This is a genomic window from Variovorax sp. P2_H12, from assembly GCF_056403395.1.
This window is the reverse complement of record NZ_JBFUFO010000002.1, coordinates 1-21,324: the sequence shown is the minus strand read 5'-3', so window position 1 is coordinate 21,324 and position 21,324 is coordinate 1. Positions and strand designations below refer to the sequence as shown.

Here is a 21,324-nt window from a genome sequence, read left to right as displayed (position 1 = left end):
TGCCGGGTTGCACACGGCAAGCGACCGGTTCCAGGACCGCTCAGGACCTGCCCTCCCGACCACTGCTTCTAGCCCTCTTCGAGACCGATGAAAGCTTCCCGATTCTTTATCTCCACCCTCAAGGAAGCGCCCGCCGATGCCGAGGTCGCCAGCCACCGTCTGATGATGCGTGCCGGCATGATCAAGAAGCTGGGCACCGGCATCTACACCTACATGCCCATGGGCCTGCGCGTGATCCGCAAGGTCGAGGCCATCGTGCGCGAGGAGATGGACCGGGCCGGCGCGGTCGAACTCGCGATGCCGGTGGTGCAGCCGGCGGAGATCTGGGAGGAGAGCGGCCGTTTCCAGGGCTACGGGCCTGAGCTGCTGCGCATCAAGGACCGCCATGACCGCGCCTTCGTGGTCCAGCCGACCAGCGAGGAGGTCGTGACCGACATCGCGCGCCAGGAAATTCGCAGCTACAAGCAGCTGCCGAAGAACCTCTACCAGATCCAGACCAAGTTCCGCGACGAGCGCCGGCCCCGTTTCGGCTTGATGCGCGGGCGCGAGTTCATCATGAAGGACGCCTACAGCTTCGACCGTGACCTCGAAGGCGCCAAGGCCAGCTACCAGGTGATGGCGGACGCGTACCGCAAGATCTTCGACCGCTTCGGCCTGCGCTACCGGGCCGTGGCGGCCGACAGCGGAGCCATCGGCGGCGATGTGAGCCAGGAGTTCCAGGTCATCGCAGCCACCGGCGAGGACGCGATCGTCTACTGTCCCGACAGCGAGTACGCGGCCAACATGGAAAAGGCCGAGGCGCTGGCGCCGGCCGGTCCGCGCGGCGCCGCCACCGGCGCCCTCACGAAGACGCCGACCCCGGGCAAGAGCACCTGCGAGGACGTCGCCGTGCTGCTGGGCGTACCGTTGGCGACCACCGTGAAGTCGCTGGTGCTGGCCACCGACGAGCTGGACGAGGCCGGCAACATCAAGAACGTGAAGGTCTGGCTGCTGCTGCTGCGCGGCGACCACGACATGAACGAGATCAAGGTGAGCAAGGTGCCGGGGCTCGACCAGGGCTTCCGCTTCGCGACCGTGACCGAGATCGAGGATCACTTCGGCTGCAAGCCCGGCTACCTGGGCCCGCTGAACCTCAGGCAGCCGGTGAAGATCGTCGCCGACCGCGAGGTCGCGGTGATGGCCGACTGGATCTGCGGCGCCAACGAGGTCGACTTCCACCTGACCGGCGTCAATTGGGGCCGCGACCTGCCCGAGCCCGATGCGGTGGCGGATCTCCGCAACGTGGTGGCCGGCGACGCCTCGCCCGACGGCAAGGGGCTGCTGGCGATCGAGCGCGGCATCGAGGTCGGCCATGTGTTCGTGCTCGGCACCAAGTACAGCAAGCCGATGAACGCGACCTTCCTCGACGAGGCGGGCAAGCCCCAGTTCCTCGAGATGGGCTGCTACGGCATCGGCATCACGCGGCTGCCGGCGGCGGCCATCGAGCAGAACCACGACGAGCGCGGGATCATCTGGCCCGACGCCATCGCGCCCTTCACGGTGGTGGTCTGCCCGATCGGCATGGACCGCAGCGCCGAGGTCAAGACTGCCGCCGAGGCGCTCTACACCCAACTGCTGGCCAGCGGTGTCGACGTGCTGCTGGACGACCGCGGCGAGCGCCCGGGCGCGATGTTCGCCGACTGGGAACTGATCGGCGTGCCGCATCGGGTGGTGATCTCCGACCGCGGGCTGAAGGAAGGCCAGCTCGAGTACCAGCACCGCCGCGATACCGCAGCGACCAAGGTGCCCGCCACCGGCATCGCCGACTTCATCACCGGCCGCCTGGCTGCGGCTTGAGCCCCTGGCCTTGAAAGATCCCGGCCTTTCCCGGCGTCAGTACCTCGGTGGCGCGGCGGCCGGCGCGCTCTCGCTGGCCGTGCCGCGCAGAGCCATCGCCGGCGCGCAGATCGAAGAGCCGCTGATCGACTCGGTGCGCACCGCGCTGAGTTCGGCGATCCACAACAAGGCGCCGCCGATCCCGGAATTCGGCGATACCGAGGCCCGCATGGCCTACCTGCGCTGGCTCGGGGCGACGAGCGAGCGGCTCAAGAAGAAACTGCCCGACTGGCCGACGCGCAAGGAATTCCTTCAGACCGTCTGGTACGAGGCGCGCCGCGCCGGGCTCGACGTCAGCCTGGTGCTGGGCCTGGTGCAGGTCGAGAGCAACTTTCGCAAGTTCGCCGTCTCGAGCGCCGGTGCCCGCGGCTACATGCAGGTGATGCCCTTCTGGACGCGGGTCATCGGCGACAGCGACCCGTCCAAGCTGTTCCACATGCAGACCAACCTGCGCTTCGGTTGCGTGATCCTGCGCCACTACCTCGATCGCGAGAGAGGCGATCTCTTCATGACCCTGGGCCGTTACAACGGCAGCCGCGGCAAGTCGCCGTATCCCGATGCGGTGTTCGCGAACCAGCGGCTGTGGGTCTTCAAGGACCCGTGGAATGAGCTCGCCCCCAGGTTGGCTCACTCCGTGTAGCCGCCCACCCCCTGCCGGGGGCAACACCAGCGGGCCTGGCTACGCCGGCCGAACGAAGAGGCGCTGTGTTTGTCCTTCGGCTGCGCGCAGCGCGCCTGTTGGTGGGCAGTCGCGGAACCGGCTTCGCCGGGCCGCTGACTGCGCCCCCGGTAGGGGGGTGGGCGGGCTACACGCAGTGAGGGGGCGAGTCACATCTTCGTCACCATGACCTGGTCGATGCGGTGGCTGTCGACGTCGATGACCTCGAAGGTGTAACCGGCCCAGGTCACGCTGTCGGTCCGCTTGGGCACGCGGCGCAGCATCACCATCAGGAAGCCGGCCAGCGTTTCGTACTCCTCCGCATGCGGCAGCTCTTCGATCTCGAGTGCCCGCTGGACATCCTGGATCGGCGTCACGCCGTCGATCAGCCAGGAGTTCTCGTCGCGCTTGACGATCTGCTGCTCCTCGTCCTGGTCGCCGACCAGGTCGCCCATCACGGTGCTCATCACGTCGTTGAGGGTGATCACGCCGACCACCAGGCTGTATTCGTTGACGATGATGGCGAAATCCTCGTGCGCCTGCTGGAACTGCTCGAGCACTTCGGTCAGCGACAGCCGGTCGGGAATGACCAGCGCCTTGTGCAGCGGCAGGCCCTGGCCGAAGGCGAGCGGCTGGCCGCTCAGCACGCGCTGGAACATGTCCTTGGCGTCCACGTAGCCCAGCACGTGGTCGATGTCGCCTTCGCACACCGGGTAGGCAGAGAAAGGCTCGGCCACGATGCGTGCCCGCAGCACGTGTTCGGGATCGTCGCGCAGGAACCACGCGATGCGCTCGCGCGAGGTCATGACGCTGCTGACCACGCGGGTGTCGAGCTCGAAGACGTTGGCGATCACCTGCTGCTCGCGCACGGCCAGCACGCCGGCGCGGGCTCCGGCTTCGGTCATCGCGAGGATGTCGGCCGAAGTGATCTTCTCATCGCGCTGCAACGGCATGCCGAACAGCTTGAACAGCAGGTCGGTGGAGACGGTGAACAGCCAGACCAGCGGCTTGAAGGCGGTGATCAGGACCAGCATCGGCCCGACCATGCGCACCGCGAGCAGTTCGGGGCTGCTCATGCCCAGGCGCTTGGGAAACAGGTCGGCGAAGACCAGGAAGACCGAGATGATGGTGATGAAGGAGGCCAGGAAGGCGGCGGTCTGGGATGCGTCGACGCTGAGCCAGATCTCGAACAGTCGCGCGAAGTAGGGGCTCAGCGCACCTTCGCCGACCACGCCGCCGAGGATCGCGACCGCGTTGAGGCCGATCTGCACCACGGTGAAGTAGTGGCCCGGCTGCTCCTGGATGTGCATCACGCGTTCGGCGCGTGCATCGCCCTCGTCCGCCATCTGGCGCAGCCGCAGGCGGCGCGAAGCCGCCAGCGAGATCTCGGCGAGGGAGAAGAAGGCGCTGGTCGCGATGAGTGCGACGATGATCAGGAGGCTCTGTGTCAGGGTCATGGATCGGTCGATGAAGACCGACATGGTGCCATGAGCCGCGAACGAGTCGCTACTGGACGAACCCGATCCGGCTCCTGGCGGCGTTGGCGCGCGGCAGATCCTCGACCCGGACCTCGTCGCGGCCGGCCAGCCGGGCATTGCCGAACCCGGTCATCAGGGCGCGCCGCATCTCGCGCGGCGCCAGCACGGCCAGGTGGTCGAGCACGTCGGCCGAAGGCTCCTCGGCCAGCCGGCGGCCCCAGTCGTGGTCGCCACGGATCGAGGCGTAAAGCTGGCGTGCGATCTGGCGTGCCGCCTCGGGCGAGGGCGCGTCGATCTCGAACACGTTCATGCGGTTGAGGATGGGCTCGGGAATGCCGCGCGCATCGTTGGCCGTCGTGATCCAGATCACCTGGCTGGCATCGATCGCCACTTCGGCGAACTCGTCGACAAAGGCGTGCGCGGTGTCGTGCTCGAGCAGGTTGTACAAGGCGCCGAGCGGGTCATACTGGCTGTCGGCGCCGGCCTTGTCGATTTCGTCGACCACCATCACCGGGTTGGCGTACTGGCCGTCGACCAGCGCCTCGAAGACCTTGCCGGGCTTGGACCCCTTCCATTGCGAGGAGGCGCCGGAGAGCAGCCAGCCGGCGGTCATCGAGTTCATCGGCACGAGCGACATGCCGGTGCCCAGCAGCTCGGCCAGCTTCCTGGCGAAATGGGTCTTACCGATGCCGGGTGCGCCGAGCAGCAGCATCGGTGTGACTTCGAGCCCGTCGCGGCTGTCCTGCGCCAGCGCGACATGGCGGCGCACGTCGTCGAGCACCTCGGTGAAGTTGGGCAGCTGGGCGTAGAGAGAGGCCATTTCCGGCACGCCGCTGGGCTTGACCTGGAAGCGGTCCGGGCCGCGCTCGAGCATCCGCTCGTAGGTGGTTCGCAGGTGCTCATGGTCGCGATCGGGGAGCTTGGCGAGCTTGCGCTCGACATCGTGCGTCTGGAACACGCTGCGCAGGTTGGCGACCGGCAGCTGGAACGGCGGCGAGGCGAGGACGAGACTGCGGGAATCCATGGACACCTCCGGTTTCGAACACTCTTTGGACAGCATAAGCCGTGCCCGGGTTCGATGGATGTCTACGTTTTCTCGCTTTGAGGTGTTTTGCGGATCTGTCGCGCGGCGGTCACACGCCGCCGTGGGGATGGGTCGGGTCCACCCACAGCACCGCTTCCGGTTTCTCGACCGGCTCGATGTCGAGGTTGATCGCCACCGCCTGGCCATCGCTGCGGCACAGCACGCATTCGAGCGCCTCGGTCTCGCTGGCGTTGATTTCCTGGTGCGGGACGTAGGGCGGCACATAGATGAAGTCGCCCGGACCGGCTTCGGCGGTGAACTCCAGCCGCTCGCCCCAGCGCATGCGGGCCCGGCCGCGCACCACGTAGATCACGGATTCGAGGTGCCCGTGATGGTGGGCGCCGGTCTTGGCGTTGGCATGGATGGTGACGGTGCCGGCCCAGAGTTTCTGGGCCCCGACGCGCGCGAAGTTGATCGCGGCAGCCCGGTTCATGCCGGGCGTCTGGGCGGTGTTCGTGTCGAGCCGGTCGCCCGGGATCACGCAGACGCCGTCGTGCTTCCAGGCGGCCTCGCCGTCATGCGCGTGGCCATGATCGGCGTGGTCGTGGCTCATGGCGGAAAAAAATCAGGCCGGATTGGCGTTCAGCATCTGCTGCAGTTCGCCCGATTCGTACATCTCCATCAGGATGTCCGAACCGCCGACGAACTCGCCCTTCACGTAGAGCTGGGGAATGGTCGGCCAGTTGCTGTATTCCTTGATGCCCTGGCGCACTTCGGCGTCGTCCAGCACGTTGACGGTCTTGAGCGTGCGGGTGTCGACCCCGACGGCCTTGAGGATCTGGATCGCTCGGCCCGAGAAGCCGCACATCGGGAAGCTGGCATTGCCCTTCATGAAGAGCACGAGATCGTTGCTCTTGACGAGATCGTCGATGCGTTGCTGGGTGTCGGACATGGGGAACTCCTGAAATTGGACTGGGCGGATTATTTCACTCCCGGCCACATTCCGCCGGAGCAGCGCGCGATGCCGGCGAGGTCGTCGCGGCTTTGGACCTGGGCGAATCCGCGCCCGGCCAGCAACTGCCGCACGCTCTCGGCCTGGTCGTAGCCGTGCTCGAGCAGCAGCCAGCCGCCGTGCGCCAGGTGCCCCGGAGCGGCCTGGACGATGCGGCGGATGTCGTCCAGCCCGTCGGCGCCGGAAACCAGCGCTTGCAGCGGTTCGTGGTGCAGCGCGGCCAGGTGCGGATCGCCGGCCACGATGTAGGGCGGATTCGAGACGATCAGGTCCAGCCCGCGGTCGGCGCCTTCGAGCCAGTCGGCCTGGACGAAGCGCACCGCCAGACCGAGCCGTGCGGCGTTGGCGCGGGCCACCGCCAGTGCGTCGGCGCTGGCATCGACGGCCGCGACCCGGGCGTCCGGGCGGGCATGCGCGATCGCCAGCGCGATCGCGCCGCTGCCGGTGCCGAGATCGAGCACGGCGGGCGCGCTGCGGCCATCCAGGCAGTGCAGCGCCCAGTCGACGAGCGTCTCGGTGTCGGGCCGGGGCACCAGCACGCGCGCGTCGACCTGCAGGCCGAGGCCGTGGAATTCCTTCTCGCCCACCAGGTAGGCCACCGGTTCGCCAGCCAGGCGCCGCGCGAAGAGCCGCTCGCAGGCCTCCCAAACGGCGTCAGGGAGCGTGTCGGTGTCATGCGCCAGCAGCCACGCCCGCTCGCTCGCGCTGCGGCCCAGCGCATGCAGCAGCAGCAGTTGTGCGTCGAGCCGCTCGACCCCGCGTGCGGCCGCTGCGGCCAGCATCTGCGTTGCCGTCGAGGGTGACGTCACCCGATGACCCCTGTGCGGGCGTGCGGAAGTGGCTCGGCCAAGGCCAGGGATACCGCGGAACCGGCTTTGCCGGGCCGCTGGTATCGCCCCCTGAAGGGGGGGGCGCCGAAGGCGCTTCGGGGGTGTTTGTTCATGCCGGCAGGCTGGCTTCGAGCTCGGCCAGCTGTTCGGCCTCGCGCGCGGCCTGCAGTGCGGCCAGGACGTCGCCCAGGTCGCCTTCCATGATCGCCAGCAGCTTGTAGAGCGTGAGGTTGATGCGGTGGTCCGTGAGCCGGCCCTGCGGAAAGTTGTAGGTGCGGATGCGGTCCGAGCGATCGCCGGTGCCGATCAGGCCCTTGCGCACGGCCGCGTCCTTGGCGGCGCGCTCGCTGCGGTCCTTCTCCTGGATGCGCGCCGACAGCACCTGCAGGGCCTTGGCCTTGTTGCGGTGCTGGCTGCGGTCGTCCTGGCACTCGGCGACGATGCCGGTCGGGATGTGCGTGATGCGCACCGCCGAATCGGTCTTGTTGATGTGCTGGCCGCCGGCGCCGCTGGCGCGGTAGGTGTCGATGCGCAGGTCGGCCGGATTGATCTGGACGGCCTGCGCCTCGTCGGGCTCCGCGAGCACCGCGACCGTGCAGGCGCTGGTGTGGATGCGGCCCTGGGTCTCGGTCGCCGGCACCCGCTGCACCCGGTGGCCGCCGGATTCGAAGCGCAGCTTGCCGAACACCTCGTCGCCGACGATGCGGATCACCACTTCCTTGTAGCCGCCGAGTTCGCTCTCGCTCTCGCTCACGATCTCGCAGCGCCAGCCGGCGCGTTCGGCGTAGCGCGTGTACATGCGCAGCAGGTCGCCGGCGAACAGCGCCGATTCGTCGCCGCCGGTGCCGGCGCGGATCTCGAGAAAGGCGTTGCGGGCGTCGTCCGGATCCTTGGGCAGCAGAAGGCGCTGGAGTTCGTCGTCGAGTTGTTGCAGTTCGGCCTCGGCAGCGGCGATTTCCTCCTGGGCCATCTCCGCCATCTCGGGCTCGTCCAGCATCTCGCGGGCGCTGGCCAGGTCGGCCTCGCGCTGCAGGTAGCGGCTGTAGCGGCCGGCGATCTGCGTCACCTCGGCATGCTCGCGCGAGATGGTGCGGTACTGCGCCATGTCGGACATGATGTCCTCGCGCGAGAGCAGAAAGTCGAGTTCGCCGAGGCGTTGCGCAAAGCGCTCGAGTTGGTGACGCAGGAAGGGTTTCACGGAAAAGGGGGGTGGCCAGGGGAACGGACCGCGAGCGGGGCGCGGCGACGGCGGGGAGCGGGCACCGGCGGCGCCGCTGCGGCGAGCGTCGCTAACGCTCTTTGCGCAACTCGCTGCGCAGGAACAGACGCGACACGGTCTGAGCCGTGTGTTCGCGCGCGGCGGCATCGCCGGCGTGCAGTTCGGCCAGCGCGCCGTGCATCATTTTCTGGGTGAGTCCGCGCGACAGCGCCTCCAGCACCGCGTCGACGCTCTCGCCCTTGGCCAGCAGCTTGCGCGCGCGCGCCAGTTCGACGGCGCGCCATTCGTCGGTCTGCGCGTTGAGCTGCCGGATCAGCGGTACCGTGCCGCGCTGGTCCAGCCAGTGCATGAAGCTCTGCACGCCCGCGTCGATGATGACCTCGGCCTGCGCCACCGCGGCCTGGCGGTTGGCGTGGCCTTGCTGCACCACCTGCGCGAGATCGTCCACGGTGTAGAGGTAGACGTCCTCGAGTGCCTTGACCTCAGGCTCGATGTCGCGCGGCACGGCGAGGTCGACCATGAACATCGGGCGGTGCCGGCGCACCTTGAGCGCGCGCTCGACGGCGCCGAGCCCGATCAGCGGCAGCGTGCTGGCGGTGCAGCTCACGACGATGTCGAATTCGGCCAGCCGCGCCGGCAGGTCGGCCAGGCGCATCGCTTCACCGCCGAAGCGCGAGGCCAGCTTCTCGCCGCGTTCGAGCGTGCGGTTGGCGATCACGATGGATTTGGGCTGCCTGGCCGCGAAATGGGTCGCCGCGAGGTCGATCATCTCGCCGGCGCCCACGAACAGCACCCGGGTGCGCTGCAGGTCCTCGAACAGCTGGCCGGCCAGGCGAACGGCCGCGGCCGCCATGCTGATCGAATGGGCGCCGATCTCGGTCGCGGTACGCACCTCCTTGGCAACTGCGAAGGAGCGCTGGAACAACTGGTTCAGCGTGCTGCCTAGTGCGCCGGCGGTTTCGGCGGCGCGCACCGCATCCTTCATCTGGCCGAGGATCTGGGCCTCGCCGAGCACCATGGAATCGAGCCCGCTGGCGACACGGAAGGCGTGCCGCGCCGCGTGGTCGTCGTGCAGGGTGTAGGCATGCGAGCGCAGCAGGGCGGGGGCGACGCCGCCGCTGCGGGCCAGCCAGTCGACCGTGTGGTCGAGCGCCAGCTGATCGGCGGCGCAATAGATCTCGGTGCGGTTGCAGGTCGAGATGATCGCGGCCTCGACGCCGGGGTGCCGCTGGGAGCCGAAGGAATGCCGCAGACTCTGCAGCGTCGGGGCGATCTGGTCGATGGCGAACGCGAAACGACCGCGCAGGTCGAGCGGCGCGGTCGTGTGGTTCAAGCCGAGGGCCCAGACTGACATAGCCCCTGATTATAAAATCAGCAGCGCCCGGACCGCCCGCGGCGACAAAAAAGTCCGCGGCGAAGCGGCGAATCTCCTGTCATGGCACCGCTGGACCTCCTCAATCACCTGCTCAATTTCGTCGCGCCTGCCTTCGCGGTCGGTTTCCTGTGCGCGCTGCTGGGCCGAATCTCCATGCGAAAAAGCGCGAAATCGCCCGCCTGGTGGGTCGTGGCTGCTATCAATTTCATAGTTGGCGTGGCGGTGCTCTCGGCCGGCCTCGTGATCTTCGGCCGCGACGGCAAGATGGCGACGTATGTGGCCCTGGTGCTGGCCTGCGCCACCAGCCAGTGGCTGGTGGCCGGCTAGTTCACCAGGCCAGGCAATATCGGCGGCGGTGGCGGCGGGGCGGCGGCGGCCGCCGGCGCCCCGGGCGCGCCCGCATAGGCTGGCGCCACCGGGTAGGCGGCCATCGGCAGATCGGCCGCCCGCAACCCCTCGAGCATCGCGAACAGCACGTCACTGCGTACGCCGCCGGCCAGCCGGGGGCTTGGCACATAGGCGACCGCCTGGAAGATCAGGAAGCCCACCTCCACCCCCTCCAGCGTGACCGAGGGGGCCGGGCTGGCCAGCACGCCCGGGTGATCGGCGAAGGCCGCCAGCATCACCTCGCGGGCCCGGTTGGCGTGGGTGGTCAGCGGCATAGGCAGGCGGATCAGCACCCGGCCCTCGGCATTCGCGAGCGTCATGTTGCGCACGGTCTTGGTGATGAACTCCGAGTTCGGCACGATCATCGTGGAGCGGTCGCCCAGCTGGATCTCGGTGGCGCGCACGTTGATGCGGCGCACATCGCCCTCGGCATTGCCCAGCACCACCCAGTCGCCGACCTTGACCGGGCGCTCCGCCAGCAGGATCAGGCCCGAGATGAAGTTCTGCACGATCGCCTGCAGGCCGAAGCCGATGCCCACCGACAGCGCGCTCGCCACCCAGGCGATGCGCTCGATGCCGATGCCCAGTGCCGAGAGTCCGAAGGCGATCACCATGATCCCGCCGACGTAGCCGAGCAGGGTGGTGATCGAACTCTGCATGCCGGGCTCGAGCCCGGTGTGCGGCAGATAGCGTCGCTCCAGCCAGCGCTTGACCACGCGCAGCGCGACGAAGCCGATCACCAGCACCAAGACCGCGCTGATGATCGCGCCAGGCACCAGCTGGATCTCGCCGATCTTGACGCCGCCGCCGAACTTTCCGCTGCGCTGGTAGACCTCGCCCGGGCTGGTGCCCAGGGGCGTCGCCAGCGCGATCACCATGTAGAAGAACAGAATCACGCGGCTCAGGCCCGAGAGCACCACCGCCGCCTGATCGAGGGTGCGCGGCTGCAGGCCGAAGCTCTGCTGCAGGCGCTCGCCGAAGCTGCTGCGCGAGGAAACCACCGATTCGAACAGGTCGTCGGCGAACTTGAACAGCACGTAGAAGGCGGCCACCACGATGCCGGCCCAGGTGAGCTGACTCGCAAGAAAGCTCGCCATCGCGACGTAGCCGATCGCCACCAGGACCCAGATGACGATCAGCATCAACGTCACCGCGGCCAGCAGCACGCCGACCCACATCGGCCTTTCGGGGCCGTCGGCAACGGGCGCGGAGGACGCAGTCTCCGCCGGGCCGGACCCGGCGTCCTTCGGTGGCGTCCTGGCGGCGACCGGCGCTGCGGCGACCGGCGCGCTGCGAAGGCGCAGCAGCATCGCGCCGATCATGCCCGTCAGGACGAGGGCGGTCATGACGTGGGTGGCCACCACGGCGGCGAAGCTGGCCTCCACCACCGCGTTGACCTGGGTCGGCGCCCACACCACCGCGGCCACCCCGGCCATGACCCAGGGAAAGGGTGCGAGCCGGATCGCCAACGCATCCGAGATCGGCGGCAATCGCCACGAAGGCCGTCCGTTGGACAGCAGCGCCCGACCCAGTCCCACCACGAAGGCGATGAAGATGCTCGACTGAACCACGGACTGTCCCAGCTTGCGGGTCAGGGGCCCCCAGAGGTCGTGGCTGTCGAACACGGCGAACACGCCCTGCGCCGCCAGCCCGACCAGCAGCACGTTGGCGGTGACGATCGCGATGACCAGCAGGGAGCGTCGCAGTCGACCCGGCGGCAGGTAGCGCGCGGCGAACCGGGTCAGGGCGCGCTCGGCGAGCCAGTTGCCCAGCAGGGCCATCAGCACGGCAACTGCCAGGGCGCCGAGCACCGCGGGCGCGTGGGCCGGCTTGCGGGCGGTCCGGACGCCGTCCTCCAGCTCGGCACCGAGGCGCCCGAGCCGGGTCACGTCGCTCGACCAGGCGTCGCTGACGTCGTCCCAGAAGTCCCGCCCCAGCGGGGAAGGCGAGCGCTCGGTCAATTGGGCTTCGAACAGCGCACGGCGCTTGGCCAGCAGTTCGCTGGCGCGCTGCTGGGCGTCCACCGAGACCAGTCGCGCGAGCCGGATGTCGGCATCGCGCGCGTTGCGCTCCTTGATCAGCTCCGCCCGGCGGCGGGTGATGTCGGGATTCTCGGTTGCACCCTCGGCCGGTGCATTGCCCAGTTCGCCCAGCCGGGCGTTCAGGTCGTTGAGTTCGCCGGTGCGCGCGGCGATGAACTTGTCGGTCGAGGCACTGAGGGCGTTGAGCTGCTCGACCACGCCGCGCACGTCGGCGCTGGTCTCCACCTCCGACGGCACGTTCTCGAGCTGGCTTCTCAGTGCCGCCACCGTGGGTGCGACCTCGGTCTCGGTGCTTGGCTGGGCCCAGGTGCCGCCGCACAGCGCGGCAGCCAGCAGGAGGGCCGTGAATTGGGGGAACCAGCGCATGGTCTTCATCATAAAAGCCGCCGGCTGCCGGTTCGAAACGAACCGTAGACGAGCTCAGGTCGCCGGGCTGAAGTGGTCGACCCGGTCGGTGATGATGCCGTCGGTGCCGAGCGCGGTCAGCCGCTCGGCCGCCCATTCGTCGTTCACGGTGTAGCTCAGCGCGCGCAGGCCGGCGGCGTGCACCCGGGCCACCGTGGCGGCGTCCCACAGCGCGTGGTTGCAGACGACCGCGACGCAGGCGAGCTCGAGTGCCAGGTCGAGCCAGCCCGCGGCCAGCGTGTCCAGCAGCAGGCCGCGCGGCAGCTGCGGCTCGGCGACGCGGGCCGCGCGCAGGGCGTCGGGTGCGAACGAGGTCAGCAAGGGCGGCGGCAGCTCCGATGCGGTCCAGAGCAGCGCGGCTTGCCGTGCCACCACGTCGCCCGTCAGTTGCTCCTGGCCCGGTGTCGGCTTGATCTCGATGTTGAGCGCGTGACCGTTCGCGAGGCAGAAGCGGATCAGGCTCTCGAGGCTTGCCAGCGGCTCGCCGGCGTAGCGGCGCGAATGCCAGGCGCCGGCGTCGAGCCGCGACAGGGCCGCCCAGGATTGCTCGCCGGCGATGCCGTGGCCGTTGCTGGTGCGCTCGAGCGTGGCGTCATGCAGCAGGAAGGGCACGCCGTCGGCGCTGAGCTTGGCATCGCATTCGAACATGCGATAGCCATGTTCGGCGCCCAGCCGGAAGGCCGCCAGGGTGTTCTCGGGCGCAAGCTTGCCGGCACCGCGATGGGCGATCCACCGCGGGTACAGCCAGGTCGCGTCGGCACTCATGCGCTTCGCTTGCCGGAGCCGGCGTCGAACCAGTGCAGCTTGTCCTGGCGGGCGGCGATCTTGACCGTGTCGCCCGCGACCGGTGGCGTGTGGCCCTCGTCGACACGCATGATCAGTTGCTCATCGCCGATGCGGCCGTAGATCAGCCGCTCGGCGCCCAGCAGCTCCACGTGCTCGACCTGCACCGTCCAGCCGTTCGCATCGAGGCTCAGGTGCTCGGGACGGATGCCGAGGATCATGCCGGGCCGCACGCCTGGCGCGTACCGCAGCAGGTTCATCGGTGGTGAGCCGATGAAGCTCGCGACGAAGGTGGTGGCGGGGCGCGAGTACACCTCCTCGGGCGTGGCGAACTGGTCCATCACGCCGCCGTTCATCACGATGATGCGCTCGGCCAGTGTCATGGCCTCGACCTGGTCATGGGTGACGAACAGCGAGGTGATCCCGAGCTCGCGGTGCAGCTTCTGGATCTCCAGGCGGGTCTGCGCGCGCAGCTTGGCGTCCAGGTTCGACAGCGGTTCGTCGAACAGGAACACCTTCGGCTGGCGCACGATCGCACGGCCCATGGCCACGCGCTGGCGCTGGCCGCCGGAGAGCTCGCGCGGCTTGCGTTCGAGCAGGTGGCCGAGCTCGAGGATGCCGGCGGCCTTGTCGACGCGCGTCTTGATCTCGGGCACCGGCACCTTGGCTATCTTCAGGCCGTAGGCCATGTTGTCGAACACCGTCATGTGCGGATAGAGCGCGTAGTTCTGGAACACCATCGCGATGTCGCGCTCGGAGGGCTCGAGGTTGTTCACCACCCGGTCGCCGATGCGGATCTCGCCGGCGCTGATTTCTTCCAGTCCCGCGACCATGCGAAGCAGCGTCGACTTGCCGCAGCCCGAGGGCCCGACGATGACGACGAATTCGTGGTCGGGGATCTCGGCGCTGACGCCGTGGATGACCTGGTTTGCCTTCGGCCCGTGGCCGTAGCGCTTGATGACGTTGCGCAGTGAAAGTGCTGCCATGTGTTCTTCTCAGTTTTCCAGTTCGACGCACGCATCGCGCGTGCCGATCTCATTCCAGGAATACCGCGGAACCGGCAACGCCTGGCCGCTGGTATTGCCCCCTCGCGGGGGGTGGGCGGCTACACGAAGTGAGCCAACCTGGGGGTGGTTCATTTTTCCGTATCCACCAAACCCTTGACGAACCACTTCTGCATCAGGAGCACGACCAGCGCCGGCGGCAGCATCGCCAACAGTGCTGTCGCCATCACGATGTTCCATTCGTTCTGGCCGTCGCCGCCGGCGATCATGCGTTTGATGCCGATCACCACCGGGTACATGTCTTCGGTCGTGGTCGCGAGCAGCGGCCACAGGTACTGGTTCCAGCCGTAGATGAACTGGATCACGAACAGCGCCGCGATCGAGGTCTTCGACAGCGGCAGCAGCACGTCCCAGAAGAAGCGCATCGGGCCCGCGCCGTCCATGCGGGCGGCCTCGATCAGCTCGTCGGGCACGGTCAGGAAGAACTGGCGGAACAGGAAGGTCGCGGTCGCCGAGGCGATCAGCGGGACGGTCAGGCCGGCATAGCTGTTGAGCATGCCGAGGTCCGAGACCACCTGGTAGGTCGGGCCGATACGGACCTCGACCGGCAGCATCAGCGTGATGAAGATGGCCCAGAAGCACAGGGTCTTGAACGGGAAGCGGAAGTACACCACCGCGAACGCCGACAGCAGGGAGATCGCGATCTTGCCGAAGGTGATGACCAGCGCCGACACCAGGCTGACCCACATCATGCGGGCCACGGGGGCGGTCGATCCGGCGCCGGCCGTGCGGCCGAACAGCGCCGACTTGTAGGTTTCCCAGAGATGGCCGCCGGGCAGGAGCGGCATCGGCGCCTGCACGATCTCCTGCGCCGAGTGGCTCGACGCCACGAAGGCCAGGTAGAGCGGGAAGGCGACGATCAGAACGCCGAAGATCATCACGGCATGGGCCAGGATGCCCAGGGACGGGTTTCGCTCGACCATCAGTAGTTCACCTTTTTCTCGACATAGCGGAACTGGACCACGGTGAGCACCACCACGATCGCCATCAGCACCACCGACTGCGCGGCCGAGCCGCCGAGGTCCATGGCCTTGAAGCCGTCGTAGTAGACCTTGTAGACCAGGATCGAGGTCGCCCGGCCCGGTCCGCCCTGGGTCGCGGCATCGACGATCGCGAAGGTGTCGAAGAAGGCATAGACCACGTTGATCACCAGCAGGAAGAAGGTGGTCGGCGACAGCAGCGGGAACTGCACCGTCCAGAAGCGCCGCCAGGGCTTGGCGCCGTCGATGGCGGCGGCTTCGATCAGCGACTTCGGAATCGACTGCAGGCCGGCCAGGAAGAACAGGAAGTTGTAGGAGATCTGCTTCCAGACCGCGGCCATCACGATCAGCGTCATGGCGTGGGTCGAGTTGAGCAGGTGGTTCCAGTCGATGCCGACCTTGCCGAGCGCGTAGGCGACCACGCCCAGCGACGGCGAGAACATGAACACCCACAGCACGGCGGCCACCGCGGGCGCCACCGCGTACGGCAGGATCAGGAGCGTCTTGTAGATCATCGCGCCGCGCACGATGCGGTCCGCGAAGACGGCCAGCACCAGCGAGATCGTGAGGCCGAAGAAAGCGACCAGGATGGAGAACAGCGCCGTGGTCTCGAAGGATTCGATGTACTTCGGGTCGGCGAACAACTGCTTGAAATTGTCGAGGCCCACCCATTCGGTCGAGGTGCCGAAGGCGTCCTGCATCTGCATCGACTGCATCAGCGCCTGGCTGGCCGGCCAGAAGAAGAACACGACGATGACGACCATCTGCGGCGCGAGCAGCGCCCACGGCAGCCAGCCCGAGCGAAAGACGACGCGTTTTTCCATGAATCCCTCAAAAAGAAACCCCGCCGGTTCTGATGTCCGGCGGGGCTGCGAGTCTAACTGCGCCCGCTCCGCGGCCCGTACTCCGGCAGGCACCCTCCCCGCTTGGCGGGGAGGGCAGGGTGGGGTGCTACATGGCAGCGAAAGCTGGCAAGGGCGTCAGCCCTTGTTAGCTTTCTGGAAGCGCTCGAGCTGCTCGTTGCCGCGCGTCACGATGGCATCGAGTGCTTCCTTGGCGGTCTTCTTGCCGCTCCAGACCTGTTCGAGTTCCTCGTCCTCGATCGCGCGGATCTGCACGTAGTTGCCCAGGCGGATGCCACGGCTCTTGTCGGTCACTTTGCGGATCATCTGCGTCACGGCGACGTCGGTGCCCGGGTTCTGCTTGTAGAAGCCGGACTTGTCGGTGAGCTGGTAGGCGGCCATGGTGATCGGCAGGTAGCCCGTGCGCTTGTGGCTGGCCGACTGCACTTCAGGCGTGGAGACGAAGCTGAAGAACTTGGCGATGCCCTTGTATTCCTCGGACTTCTTGCCCGCCATCACCCACAGGCTGGCGCCGCCGATGACCGTGTTCTGGGGCGCGCCCGGAACGTCGGGGTAGTAGGGCAGTGCGGTCAGGCCGTAGGCGAACTTGGCATTCTTCGCCACGTTGCCGTAGAAGCCCGACGAGGTGGCGATCATGGCGCACTCGCCCGAGACGAACGAGGCCTCGGGCACGTTGCCACGACCCTTGTAGATGAACAGGCCCTGCTTGGCCATGCTCGCGAGGTTCTCGATGTGGCGCTGGTGCAGCGGCGAATTGACCTTCAGGCGGGGGTCCAGGCCCGAGAGGCCGTTGTTCTTGGTCGCGAACTCGACGTTGTGCCAGGCCGAGAAGCTCTCGAGCTGGGTCCAGTTCTGCCAGGCGGTGGTGAAGGGGCACTTGTGGCCACTGGCCTTGAGCTTGGCCGCGGCGGCGACCACTTCGGGCCAGGTCGCCGGCGCCTTGTCGGTCGGCAGGCCGGCCGCCTTGAAGGCGTCCTTGTTGAAATAGAAGATGGTGGTCGAGCTGTTGAACGGGAAGCTCAGCATCTGGCCGTTCGGCGCCGTGTAGTAGCCGGCCACCGCGGGAATGTAGGCGCTGGGGTCGAACTTCTCGCCGGCGTCCTTCATGACCTGGCCGACCGGCACGATGGCGCCCTTGCTGGCCATCATGGTCGCGGTGCCGACTTCGAAGACCTGCAGGATGTGCGGCGCGTTGCCGGCCCGGAAGGCGGCGATGGCTGCCGTCATCGATTCGTCGTACTGGCCCTTGTAGGTCGGCACGATCTTGTAGTCCTTCTGGCTCTCGTTGAACTGCCTGGCCAGGTCGTTGACCCATTCGCCGTTGACGGCGGTCATGGAATGCCACCACTGGATTTCGGTCTGTGCCAACGCGGAAGTGGAAAGCGTTGCGGCCAGCGCCGATGCCATGGCGAGCGTTTTGAATCGCATGAAGACTCCTGAGGGGGGAATGAGAAACGCGGATGCTAGGTCGCGCGTATGACACGACAGCGTCACATATTCTTTGCGCGCGGCGCAGCGTCCACCAATCGGGGAAACCCTTTTGGTGCGCCGCAGCGCGCCCTGCATGCTGCGGCGCACCATGCTAGCATCGTCTTTCGCTTTTTTTGGCCCTGGAATGAGCAAGACTTCACTCGACAAAAGCAAGATCAAGTTCCTCCTGCTCGAGGGCATCCATCCTTCGGCGATCGAGGTGCTTCAGGCCGCCGGCTATACCCAGATCGAGTCGCTTCCCGGTGCGCTGCCGGACGCCGAACTCAAGGCCCGCATCGCCGACGTGCACTTCCTCGGCATTCGTTCGCGCACGCAACTGACCGCCGAGGTGTTCGCCGAGGCGCAGAAGCTGGTCGCGGTGGGCTGCTTCTGTATCGGCACCAACCAGGTCAATCTCGATGCGGCGCGCGAGCACGGCGTGGCCGTCTTCAACGCGCCTTATTCCAATACCCGCTCGGTGGCTGAACTGGTGCTGGCCGAAGCCATCCTACTGCTGCGCGGGGTGCCCGAGAAAAGTGCGGTCGCACATCGCGGCGGCTGGCTCAAGTCGGCCGACAACGCTTTCGAGATCCGCGGCAAGACGCTCGGCATCGTAGGTTACGGCTCGATCGGCGCCCAGCTCTCGGTGCTGGCCGAGGCCCTGGGCATGAACGTCTGCTTCTACGACGTCGTCACCAAGCTGCCGCTGGGCAACGCACGTCAGGTGCGGCTCTTGCCCGACCTGCTGGCGCAGAGCGACATCGTGAGCCTGCACGTGCCCGAGACGCAGGCCACGCAGTGGATGATCGGCGGCGCCGAGATCGCGTCCATGAAGCCGGGCTCGATCCTGATCAACGCCTCGCGCGGCACCGTGGTCGAGATCGATCCGCTGGCCGAGGCGCTGAAGGCCAGGAAGCTGCTTGGCGCCGCGATCGACGTCTTCCCGGTCGAGCCGCGCAGCAACAAGGACGAGTTCCTGTCGCCGCTGCGCGGACTCGACAACGTGATCCTGACGCCGCACATCGGCGGCTCCACGATGGAGGCGCAGGCCAACATCGGCCTCGAGGTGGCCGAGAAACTGGTGAAGTACAGCGACAACGGGACCTCGACCTCGTCGGTCAATTTCCCCGAGGTGGCCCTGCCGGCGCACCCGGGCAAGCATCGCCTGCTGCACATCCACCGCAATGTCCCGGGCGTGCTGTCGGAGATCAACAGGATCTTCTCGGACAACCGCATCAACATCGCCTCGCAGTTCCTGCAGACCAACGACAAGGTGGGCTACGTGGTGACCGACATCGATGCCGCCTCCTCCGACCTCGCGCTCGAGAAGCTGGCCAAGGTGCCGGGAACGATCCGCAGCCGGGTGCTGTTCTAGGGACTGTTGAGGCTGTTTCCGCAGGCCTGGCAAAGGGGCTGGCTGGAGGCGCGCGGGCGCAGCACGGCTGAAGCCTGGCAAGCGCGAGCCACGCAAGGACGGTCCCTTGGCATGTCTTCGTCGCGACTCCGGTAGCGCTAACAGATCCCGGCCCGCGGCGAGTTCGCGGCTCTCGCCGAGGTCCGGTCGACCCCCTCCAGCGCATGCTTTGCCGGGTGCTCCGAAGTGCGCCCCGGTCTGGTGCATCTCAAGTTCCGCCCCATGCTTTTTGTGAATACGTGTAAGGCCAACATGGTTTTTCACGTCTTCTCCGCGCCGGGCTCGTTGCAGGAACTTTCCAGCATTGACGCGAGAAATGAGCGAAGAAGTCGCCGATTAGTTGGCGAATACGGGAAAACAAAATGTAGGAAAAGTCCGCAGTCACTTGATTGCGTTGCCATGCATATGTAGGAAAAATCATGTCAACTGAAGGGATCAAGTATGAAAGTAATATCAAAGTTGTCCTGCCTCGCAGTGCTGGCCATCGTGGCTGGCTGCGGCGGCGGGAGTTCGGGCGGTGCTTTGGGCAGTGCAGGCGCAATGCCTGACACGTCGACGACCGCCAAGTCCGCCGAAGCGGGATCGGACGCTGCACTCGTCGAGCTCTCGGGCACCGGCAAGGAAGCCGCCGCGACGCAGAAGCTGGATGCGAGCTGGGTCAGCATCGCGACCGAAAACCAGTCATTTACGGTGCCCACCGGCACGGTCGTCCAGTACGGCTCGGATTCGACATTCGTCCAGAAGACCGTCAGCGGGGCGGGCACCTGCAGCAGCAGTTTCTTCGGCAGCGACCCCACCCCTGGCGTGGTGAAGGGCTGCTTCGCCCAAACCGGCACCGCGAGCAGCGGGACGGACACGCTGCTGGCCAGTGAAGGCGGCTTGTTCACGGTCCCCACCGGCACCCTCGTGAAGTACGGCGCCGGTTCGAGCTGGGTGCAAAAAACCATCAACGGCACCGCGCACTGCAACAACATCGACTTCGGCTCGGACCCCGCGCCCGGCGTCGCGAAGTCCTGCTATTCGGTTGGCACCGGCACCACCACGCCGCCGCCGACGACGACGACCCCGCCCGCCGGCACCAAGCTTGCCGACGAAGGCCAGAGCTTCACGCTGGCGGACGCGACCGCCGTGAAGTACGGTGCCGGCACGGGCTGGGTGCAGAAAGTCGTGAGCGGCACCACGCACTGCAACAACATCGACTTCGGCTCGGACCCCGCGCCCGGCGTCGCGAAGGCCTGCTATGTGGATGGCGGCAGCACGACGACGCCGCCGCCGACGACGACGGCGCCGCCCAGCGGCACCAGGCTTGCGGCCGAAGGCCAGAGCTTCACGGTCGCGAGCGCAACCATCGTCCAGTTCGGCGTCAACTCCAGCTGGGTGCAGAAGAGCGTGACCGGCACCGCGAGTTGCAGTGTGGCGTTCTTCGGCTCGGATCCCGCGCCCAACGTCGTCAAGGCCTGCTATTCGCTCGGCGCCGACACCGGTGGCGGCTCGACGACCCCGCCGCCCACTGGCGGGACCGGCGGCACTCCCGTCGCCGGCGACATCGTCGACGGCTCGCTGACGGTGGTCGCGAGCTCCTCCGACGCCGGCCTCTATTCCACGAACGTGGCCAACCTGGCGTACGTCGCGGACGATCCGACGCAACGCATGGGGGTCACGGACATCCAGGTGTCGGGCTACCAGTACAACGTCTTCGCGCAGACGCCCCAGATCAGCTGGACGATCGGCGGGAACGCGGGCGGCCAGATCGACAGCGTCAATGGGACGGCCTACAAGAAGGCCGGCCTCGTCACCGGCGACCCGGTGGCGGTGGGCCGRTGCAGCGGGCGTTCGGGCTTTTGCAACCAGACCCTGCTGGTGTTCCAGAACGGMCTGATCGGCACCGCCGGCAACAATACCGCGAACAACCAGGCCACGGCAAAACTGCCGTCCAACAAGGTGCCGACCGGCATCGCGGTGACCAACAACAGCGAATTCGCGCTGGTGACGGTCTGGGACACGACCGCCCTCAAGGGCCAGGTCGCGGTGGTGGCGCTGGCCGGCCTGTGCAACGGCTGCGACCCGTACTCGAAGAACACCTACGACTACTGGCACGAGTGGGGCGCCCCGTACCCCGGCCTGATGAATGTGGGCGACATCGCCTTCATGAAGATCCTGGGCTATGTCGACCTGCCGGGCATCACGGCGCCGACCGAGATCTCGGTCACCACGGGCATGGACCAGTGGAAGACCATGTTYRYCAACGGCATCTTCGTGGGCTGGGACACGCCGCTGACCAGCCAGACCAACCGCCAGAGTTTCCTGAGCGGCGGCAGCAACTACAGCAAGTACGCCAAGGGTGGCGTGGCCGTGGTGATCTCCAAGTCGGAGCAAAAGGCCGCCTTCATCGACCTGAAGCCACTGTTCACCTACGTCAACAGCGTCTACTTCGGGGGCGACCTG

Annotated in this window: 17 protein-coding genes and 1 pseudogene; 5 read left to right on the top strand and 13 right to left on the bottom strand. The window is 67.3% G+C overall.

Features of this window, described 5'->3' with window-relative positions:
* Positions 1-87 precede the first annotated feature (87 nt).
* Both AC1DYK_RS01655 and AC1DYK_RS01650 read left to right on the top strand, forming a co-directional pair.
* Complete coding sequence (locus AC1DYK_RS01655; RefSeq protein WP_478164681.1) at positions 88-1,836, top strand: proline--tRNA ligase; 1,749 nt, start codon at positions 88-90, stop codon at positions 1,834-1,836.
* Between the two features lie 10 nt (positions 1,837-1,846).
* Positions 1,847-2,515 (top strand): lytic transglycosylase domain-containing protein, encoded by a 669-nt coding sequence (locus AC1DYK_RS01650; protein ID WP_478164680.1) that lies wholly within the window; start codon positions 1,847-1,849, stop codon positions 2,513-2,515.
* A gap of 188 nt (positions 2,516-2,703) precedes the next feature.
* On the opposite strand, the gene paeA is transcribed toward AC1DYK_RS01650, so the two are convergent.
* The 7 genes from paeA to hemA form a co-directional block, all read right to left on the bottom strand.
* The gene (gene paeA / locus AC1DYK_RS01645) at positions 2,704-3,990 is read right to left on the bottom strand and encodes a polyamine export protein PaeA (RefSeq protein ID WP_478164679.1); all 1,287 of its coding nucleotides are present in this window, start codon (positions 3,988-3,990) and stop codon (positions 2,704-2,706) included.
* A 49-nt stretch (positions 3,991-4,039) separates the two neighbouring features.
* Positions 4,040-5,035 carry an AAA family ATPase gene (locus AC1DYK_RS01640; protein WP_478164678.1) on the bottom strand — a complete coding sequence of 332 codons (996 nt, stop codon included), beginning with the start codon at positions 5,033-5,035 and terminating at the stop codon, positions 4,040-4,042.
* A 109-nt stretch (positions 5,036-5,144) separates the two neighbouring features.
* Positions 5,145-5,648 carry a cupin domain-containing protein gene (locus AC1DYK_RS01635; protein ID WP_478164677.1) on the bottom strand — a complete coding sequence of 168 codons (504 nt, stop codon included), beginning with the start codon at positions 5,646-5,648 and terminating at the stop codon, positions 5,145-5,147.
* A gap of 12 nt (positions 5,649-5,660) precedes the next feature.
* A complete protein-coding gene (gene grxD, locus AC1DYK_RS01630) occupies positions 5,661-5,987 on the bottom strand; it encodes a Grx4 family monothiol glutaredoxin (RefSeq protein WP_478092735.1) in 327 nt (108 codons plus the stop codon).
* 29 nt (positions 5,988-6,016) lie between these two features.
* The gene (gene prmC / locus AC1DYK_RS01625; protein WP_478164863.1) at positions 6,017-6,829 is read right to left on the bottom strand and encodes a peptide chain release factor N(5)-glutamine methyltransferase; all 813 of its coding nucleotides are present in this window, start codon (positions 6,827-6,829) and stop codon (positions 6,017-6,019) included.
* Positions 6,830-6,986: 157 nt separating this feature from the next.
* Entirely contained in the window at positions 6,987-8,075 is a 1,089-nt protein-coding gene (prfA, locus tag AC1DYK_RS01620; RefSeq protein WP_478164676.1) for a peptide chain release factor 1, read from the bottom strand.
* Between the two features lie 91 nt (positions 8,076-8,166).
* Positions 8,167-9,450, bottom strand: a complete 1,284-nt coding sequence (gene hemA, locus AC1DYK_RS01615) for a glutamyl-tRNA reductase (protein ID WP_478164675.1) — start codon at positions 9,448-9,450, stop codon at positions 8,167-8,169.
* Positions 9,451-9,531: 81 nt separating this feature from the next.
* Between hemA and AC1DYK_RS01610 the strand changes: the two genes are divergently transcribed.
* Entirely contained in the window at positions 9,532-9,798 is a 267-nt protein-coding gene (locus tag AC1DYK_RS01610) for a hypothetical protein (RefSeq protein ID WP_478164674.1), read from the top strand.
* Here the strand turns inward: AC1DYK_RS01610 and AC1DYK_RS01605 are convergent.
* From AC1DYK_RS01605 to ugpB, 6 genes are all read right to left on the bottom strand, one after another.
* Positions 9,795-12,266, bottom strand: coding sequence for a DUF3772 domain-containing protein (locus AC1DYK_RS01605; RefSeq protein WP_478164673.1), 2,472 nt, complete (start codon positions 12,264-12,266; stop codon positions 9,795-9,797). The genes AC1DYK_RS01610 and AC1DYK_RS01605 overlap by 4 nt on opposite strands.
* 54 nt (positions 12,267-12,320) lie before the next feature.
* Complete coding sequence (gene ugpQ, locus AC1DYK_RS01600; RefSeq protein ID WP_478164672.1) at positions 12,321-13,070, bottom strand: glycerophosphodiester phosphodiesterase; 750 nt, start codon at positions 13,068-13,070, stop codon at positions 12,321-12,323.
* Complete coding sequence (ugpC, locus tag AC1DYK_RS01595; protein ID WP_478164671.1) at positions 13,067-14,074, bottom strand: sn-glycerol-3-phosphate ABC transporter ATP-binding protein UgpC; 1,008 nt, start codon at positions 14,072-14,074, stop codon at positions 13,067-13,069. Before ugpC ends, ugpQ begins: the two co-directional genes overlap by 4 nt.
* 149 nt (positions 14,075-14,223) lie before the next feature.
* Positions 14,224-15,075: a sn-glycerol-3-phosphate ABC transporter permease UgpE gene (ugpE, locus tag AC1DYK_RS01590; protein WP_478164670.1), complete on the bottom strand. Its 852-nt coding sequence runs from the start codon at positions 15,073-15,075 to the stop codon at positions 14,224-14,226.
* A complete protein-coding gene (ugpA, locus tag AC1DYK_RS01585; RefSeq protein WP_478164669.1) occupies positions 15,075-15,956 on the bottom strand; it encodes a sn-glycerol-3-phosphate ABC transporter permease UgpA in 882 nt (293 codons plus the stop codon). The genes ugpE and ugpA overlap by 1 nt, the downstream gene beginning before the upstream one ends.
* Positions 15,957-16,112: 156 nt before the next feature.
* On the bottom strand, positions 16,113-17,423 hold the full coding sequence (gene ugpB / locus AC1DYK_RS01580) for a sn-glycerol-3-phosphate ABC transporter substrate-binding protein UgpB (RefSeq protein WP_478164668.1): 1,311 nt from the start codon (positions 17,421-17,423) through the stop codon (positions 16,113-16,115).
* A gap of 187 nt (positions 17,424-17,610) precedes the next feature.
* Here ugpB and serA point away from each other — a divergent pair, with 187 nt between their 5' ends.
* Complete coding sequence (serA, locus tag AC1DYK_RS01575) at positions 17,611-18,840, top strand: phosphoglycerate dehydrogenase (protein WP_478164667.1); 1,230 nt, start codon at positions 17,611-17,613, stop codon at positions 18,838-18,840.
* A gap of 579 nt (positions 18,841-19,419) precedes the next feature.
* Positions 19,420-21,324, top strand: a pseudogene (locus tag AC1DYK_RS01570) (hypothetical protein); the annotation flags it as partial.